At 42.9% G+C, this 1211-nt stretch carries 1 protein-coding gene; it reads left to right on the plus strand.

Annotated features, from left to right (window positions below):
- Nucleotides 1-30: 30 nt before the first annotated feature.
- The coding region (locus ACZMB2_RS14325; RefSeq protein ID WP_487597212.1) for a DNRLRE domain-containing protein at nucleotides 31-1211 on the plus strand (1181 nt) is incomplete at its 3' end.

Below are 1211 nucleotides of genomic sequence, written 5' to 3' on the forward strand. Positions count from 1 at the left end.
GCAGGATATTTTAGAGAGATTCTTCCGGGGATGGATATTAGATATCGTCTGGAGTCTGAAGTAATGAAGGAAGAGATCATTCTGAAAAAGAAAGAGGCTGCAACAGAAACAATCACATTTGTGATGAAACATCCGGGACTTTCAATGCATGTGCTTGCAGATGGCAGTGTGGCTATGTGCAAGACGCAGAGAGAATGTGCAGAGGATTTCCCTGAGAATGCTGAAAATTTAAGTGAGAATGCCGTATTCTTTTTGGATGCACCGATTTTATTCGATAAAAATGGAGAAATCTTAAAAGCTGCTTATCAGATTGAAAAAGGACAGGGAATTTCTGAAATTACAATTAAAATGGATGCGTCATGGCTCATGGATGAAGGCAGAGCTTATCCTGTTACGATTGATCCGACGGTGCGTATTGAGAAAAAGCAGACCACCATTGATGATGCATTTGTGCGTTCAAAAGATCCAAACAGCAGCTATGGCTATAACTTTAGTGAGCTGGAGGTTGGAAGAAACAGGCCGTATCAGGTTTGCCGTACCTTTTTAAAGTTTAATACACTTCCGAAGTTAGAAAAGGGAGCGGTAATCACGGACGCAAGATTAAACTTATATCAGTATCAGTTTTCAGCAGACAATGGACAGGGCTTTCGTGTCAGTGCTCATGAGGTAACAGGTGCATGGGATCAGCGTACTCTGACATGGAACAATCAGCCTTCCTTTAAGCCAGAAGCACTAGATTATCTGACACTGGAAAATACCAATGGCATGGCTGTGCCGAAGACATTTGATGTGACAAAGCTGATTCGTGGCTGGTACAATAATCCGTCTTCCAACCATGGAATTGCATTAAAAGCAGTCAATGAGAATGTATATGCAACGGCAACGCTTGTGTCCTCGGATATGCCGGTGAATAAATACGGTCTGACTGCGGACTGCTATCCGATTGGAATCGTGTACTATCGAAGTACAAAGGGTCTTGAGGATTACTATAGTTATCATGAGCAGGAGTTAGGACGCACTGGAACTGGTTACGTCAACCGCTATAATGGAAATCTTGTCTTCATCCATGAAGATGAGGGAACGGGTGGTATTCTGATGCCGGTCAGTGTCAGTCATGTGTACAACCTTTCTGATTGTGATACACAGAGTCGTTTTGGAAAGGGATTTCGTCTGAGTCTGATGCAGGAATTGAAGGCATCTGGAAACAGTGA

It is taken from the genome of Hominiventricola sp., assembly GCF_057604405.1.